Here is a 4,904-nt window from a genome sequence, read left to right as displayed (position 1 = left end):
CCGAGATGGCTCTCCGCTCGCGAACATGTGGCTCCGGATCTCACCTACAAAGCCATCCTCGTTTCCGGCCGGTAGACCTTGGCCAGATGCCCGGCGATCTGCTCGGGCGACCAGTCCTGAGCCAGTTTCTCGGCGACCAGGTCTCGCAACGCCGGATTGCGCGCCAGCAGGCACGCCTTGAGCCGTCGGGCGCGTGCCCAGGCGCGGTCTTCGGCGTCAACGGCCCGATAGCGGGCAACGCCCTTGTTGCGGGCGATCTCCCGGCTGATGGTCGAGGCGTGCCGGCCCAGCCGACGGCGATAGAGCGCATCGATTCGCCCCGCGCCAGGCCGCGGAAGATCTCCTCGCGCTCGGCGAAACTCAGCGTTCCGGGCCGCTTGGGCCGCAGCGGTGGAACATATCCGCCGTTGGACTTGACCACGGTGAAGACCGAGCCGGGGGGCTTATCCAATGCCCGGGCGATCTGGCTGATCGACTCGCCTGCCTTCCAGCGGTCCCATAGCTCTCGCTTTTGCGCGTCGGACATCCCCGGGCGACCCATCCTTGCCACGTAACACCTCCGTGATCATCATCTCGGATGGCGTTGCGCTGATGGGTTGAGTGCACCAAATCGCCCAACGAGCCCCTAAGCGACAGGCGTTCGACAGTCATTCGACCTCCGACCAGCGCGAACACCGAATCAGCACCAGTCCACAGAAGTGGGAAAGAAGACTGGAGAGATAACAGAATAATTACAGCTATGTCCTACCAGGCTGTTGCGATAGCGGCGAAGGCGCTAGATCTTTACTGTCTGACTCACTTGACATCGACAAGTCAGGAAGCCAGTCAAGATGCGGTCGCAGTCAGGCCTCTCACGACATGGCCTCCAGCCAGTGAGGCGCGATGAACCGAAGTTTCCGTATTACCAGCTCGCAGCACGGCCCAGGCTCTGCCACGGTTGCCAGACAGGGTGTCCTTGTGCTGATCGGCGGGATGAGTATCCACCCTGCTGTCGCCAAGCCTGCATTGCAGACTCTTGCTCAGCACCGTCTCGTCGTCGCCGACACCGTCCAGGCGACCTGGCAAGCTCCCTACATCAGGGATGAACTGCACCCACTCGACCTCAGTATCGATCACGTGCTCCGCTCGATCGAAGCGAGCCGACAGCCAGTGGCAGGCGTGCTCACCCTTAACGAGCACCTAGCCACGCTGACCGCAGCAGTGGCCGAAAGGCTCGATGTCCCAAGCTACGGCAGCAGAGCGGCCATGACGGCCGACGACAAGTGGCGCCTACACCAACGCCTGCAGGCGGCTGACTGCCCAACACCACCCGCCCGCCTCGCTACTGGAGTTGATGAGGCGGTAGCCGCCGCTGCCGGCATCGGATATCCGGTCGTCCTCAAAGTTCGAAACCGCACTGAGGGTCGAGGAGTGTTTCTCGCCCGCTCAATGCCGGAGGCCGTGGCCTTCTCCGCAGAAGCTGTTGACCAGTCCCGAGGCGGCGTCGTGGTGGAGGCGTACCTGCCTGGACCGGAGCTCACCGTTATCTGCCTGACGCAGGCAGGCCATAGCTCGATCGTGGCGGTCGCCCGGACAATGACGGACTTCATGCCATCCGCGACCGTGCTCGGACATTTGGTCGACGCGGGAGACCCCGCAAGGATGAGCCCGCCGATCGCCCAGGCGGCCCGCGGAGCACTGTCAGCGCTCGGCGTGCGCGACGGCTGTAGCGAGGTCAAGCTCTGTCTGACTCCACACGGCCCTGTTGTCATCGGAGTCAACTCGGTCGCTGGCGGCAGCTTGCTGGCTCAGACGGTGCAACTGGCCAGCGGAGCCGACCTGGTGGCTGAGTGCGCGGCTACAGCGCTGGGCCGGCCGGTGGGCTACCCGGACCAGGAGTATCAGTCGGCAGTGCTGGAGTATGTACACGCTGCCACCACCGGCAGGGTAAGGCATCTGGCGGTTCCCAAGGATCTGGCAGGGATGCCCTGGGCTCAGCAGATGGGCTGGCTGGTTGCACCTGAGGAACAGCTCATCGTCAGGCCGAAGGAAGCTCCCGCTCGTGTGGGATATGTGATCGTCACCAGCCGTGATCCGCGTCAGAGCCTTGCGCTGGCCCATCGAGCCCGAATGGGGATGCGGATCGACATCGAGGCGATCAAGCTGGCCGCGTAGTGGCGTTGGAAGACTCAGTTGATGGTGATGATCATGAGTGCGGTTGAGAACGTCGGTGGTGGCTTTCTGGCGCGACAGAGGGCCACCACCGGCCCAGCCGCCTCATTCCTAGCCAAGAAGGCGCATGGGCTCGGGCCACCGGCGATCTCAAGGGCGCAGTTAAAGCCGGAGAGGCAGCCAGAGGCGATCTGTTGAAGGTTGAGGGCCGTACATGGCGAGGCGAGAAGGCTCCGCGACGCCGAAGGCGCGGTTAGCTGCGCCCGCGTGAAGCAATTGAAGGAGTAGATACCGTGGAACTGCGGAAGTACGAGCGGGTGACGGGCCCTGAGCGGGAGAAGCTGAAGGAGGACTTGCGGCACCGGTACGCGGCAGGCGAGTCGCTGCGTCAGCTCGCGAGCTCAACAGGTCGCTCGTATGGGTTCGTTCATCGCCTCCTGGAGGAGTCGGGCGTGGCGCGACGGCCGCGTGGCGGAAGGCGGGGACGTAAAGATGTCGCCGCGGCAGCATGACAGGTTAGACCAGCTGGCTCTCCTCGTTGGGAAACTGGCGGTCGAGCTGTCCAACGCATTGCCTGTGGGCACTCACCTAGACTGATCAAAGCGTTGGTGCAAGGCCGAGCGTGCTGCAGGTCACTTCAGCTAACAGCAGCCTCTTGGTACCTCAAGGCTGCGGTGTCCAAGGCGCGCTCCGCGCGGGCCCGCAGGATCGCCAGCCGCCGGGTCAGATCCCGCGTGTCCACCACGCGCTCACTCATCGCAGGCGCATTCACCACCGCGGCTGCCTCAGACATGGCTGTGCGGAGAACGGCGTCCGCCGCGGCGTCCGCCCGCGCCCACCGCTCAGCCTCCGGTCTCTTGCGAGCCAACGCCTGCCGGGCCGCGTCGATCGCCGCACGTCGGGTCTCCGGCCGGGACGCCTCCGCCCTCCGCTTGGCGAGGTCAGCCGCCATCCGCTCCCAACCGATGCCGTCGTCGTCCACCGCGATGAAGTAGCGGCGCCGCAGCGTGCGTAGCCACCGGCCGGCCCGGTAGCGCACCACGCCGGCGAAGTTTCGGACAGAGCCGACCTGCGCCGACAGGATCTCCTCGACCTCGCTCGGCGGCACGTATCGCAACAGCAGCCCGATCAGGTGTTCAACTCCGGCCAGCGTCCCGGCATCCGGTAGCTCCGCCTCGGCCTGCTGTCGGCTCGTTCGCTGCAGGCGCCACGCCGCGACGCATCCATCCAGCACCTGCCGAGCCTCTCTCTTCTCCTCGGTGCCGGTTTTGTTCCCCCAAGGGCTGCGCCCGTGATCGTCCTGGACGCGTTCGCGGGGAGTCCGGTGCGGGGGAGGGGTGGGGCCTTCTTGTATATAGAGACACGTCTGAACTCGTCCACAGCCGAAGAACAGGGCCGGCGTGGGGCACGTTCGGGAGCCGTACCGGACGGTGATGCAGGCCGCGAGAGCGCCATGCGTCGACGCCAGCGTCGGAAGCCTCTTCGCGCGCTTCACCGGATCGTCCGCGATGTCCTCGACCGCCCGGCCGAGGGACTTCGGGAGGTCCTCAGGCAGGTGGGCGAGGTCGTAGCAGAGCACATACCTGGCGGGCTGGCCCGGTGCCGCGGCCTCGACTTTGCGCACCAAGCCCAGGCAGGTGAGCCGGTCCAGGTCCTTCCAGAACGTCCGCTCACCCACGTGGTGCTCGTTCTCGTACGCCTGGATCACCCTGGGCAGGTTCGTGACGTAGCCGGCCTTGGACGCGCTGTAGGTGAGATGGCGGGCTATACGTTCGACACAGAAGCCGGTGATGACTCCGCGGACTCGCAGGAGGCGAAACAGGCGGAACCACGTCCGGACCGGGACGGCCGGCAGCAGATCGCGATCCTCGTAGCAGACCGCACGGCGCCGACGGCGCTTCGGGAGGGTTTCCCCGGGCGCGGAGCATGATGCGCGGTTGTGATCATTCCGTGAGGCAAGGCCGCTATCACCCGATTGCGACACGCCACAATCGGGCATGGGTGGCCGAACCCGGGTCCCATCGTTTATCGTGGTCTCCAGACCTCTGGACACCGGCCAGGCACGGGAAAGCCTCGGCCGACACGAGCCGGGCCGGATGTCTACCTAGGAAGGTCCTCGCGCCGGTCGCCGGCAAGCTCAGGCGCGGGGGCCTTTTTCCATGGATGTATGAAGTTGTCCGCCGTCCTCGGCGGGTCTACGTTTCCCTCCACGTCTCCTTTCGAGCGTCAGCCACTGGGCTACGCCGCGACATGGTCGTGTGACAGCAGGTCCAGGTCTTCCTGCTGGAAGGCCGGTACGGAATCTAGAAGCGCGTCAACCAGTCGCCCGGCGGCATCCGCCTGATCGGAGGGAGACTTCGGGTCCGGGTGCAGGGCGGCGAGCAGGTCCACTAGGTAGTCGTTGAGACTCTTGTATCCCTTGGCCTTCCACGCATCGTCCAATCGATTACGCAGGGCCACGGGAGGACGGACCATCGTCGGGGTTCGAGCCCCCTTGTACGGCTGCGCCAACCTGATCACCCCTCCGTTACTGTGTCCCGCAGTTCTATCGGAAACTGATACAGAATGCGAGCACTGTGGCCAGATTGGTGAACGTGTCGGCACGGAGTGTCTCTCACGGGGCTGCGTGCTTCGGCCACGCCGAGGCCGGGACGATCGCTCGTCGGGGCTAGGCACCGTGATGGGCTGGGGCGATCGGCTCATTAGGGGAACATGGGTCGTGCGGTTCCGTTGGAATCGTCACCTCTCGGCCC

At 65.3% G+C, this 4,904-nt stretch carries 5 protein-coding genes; 2 read left to right on the top strand and 3 right to left on the bottom strand.

Going from position 1 to position 4,904, the window contains the following annotated elements; translation table 11 throughout:
* Positions 1-40 precede the first annotated feature (40 nt).
* Positions 41-526, bottom strand: a complete 486-nt coding sequence (locus AB0D67_RS38930) for a helix-turn-helix domain-containing protein (RefSeq protein WP_362947420.1) — start codon at positions 524-526, stop codon at positions 41-43.
* A 431-nt stretch (positions 527-957) separates the two neighbouring features.
* Between AB0D67_RS38930 and AB0D67_RS38925 the strand changes: the two genes are divergently transcribed.
* Positions 958-2,154: an ATP-grasp domain-containing protein gene (locus AB0D67_RS38925; protein WP_362947418.1), complete on the top strand. Its 1,197-nt coding sequence runs from the start codon at positions 958-960 to the stop codon at positions 2,152-2,154.
* Positions 2,155-2,444: 290 nt separating this feature from the next.
* Positions 2,445-2,663 (top strand): helix-turn-helix domain-containing protein, encoded by a 219-nt coding sequence (locus AB0D67_RS38920; protein ID WP_362947415.1) that lies wholly within the window; start codon positions 2,445-2,447, stop codon positions 2,661-2,663.
* Between the two features lie 125 nt (positions 2,664-2,788).
* Here AB0D67_RS38920 and AB0D67_RS38915 read toward each other — a convergent pair whose 3' ends face one another.
* Positions 2,789-3,859, bottom strand: a complete 1,071-nt coding sequence (locus tag AB0D67_RS38915; protein WP_362947412.1) for a hypothetical protein — start codon at positions 3,857-3,859, stop codon at positions 2,789-2,791.
* Between the two features lie 530 nt (positions 3,860-4,389).
* On the bottom strand, positions 4,390-4,611 hold the full coding sequence (locus tag AB0D67_RS38910; RefSeq protein ID WP_362947409.1) for a hypothetical protein: 222 nt from the start codon (positions 4,609-4,611) through the stop codon (positions 4,390-4,392).
* Positions 4,612-4,904 lie beyond the last annotated feature (293 nt).

This window comes from Streptosporangium sp. NPDC048047, from assembly GCF_040653115.1.
Lineage (GTDB): Bacteria > Actinomycetota > Actinomycetes > Streptosporangiales > Streptosporangiaceae > Streptosporangium.
This window is presented reverse-complemented; position numbering and strand designations above follow the sequence as displayed.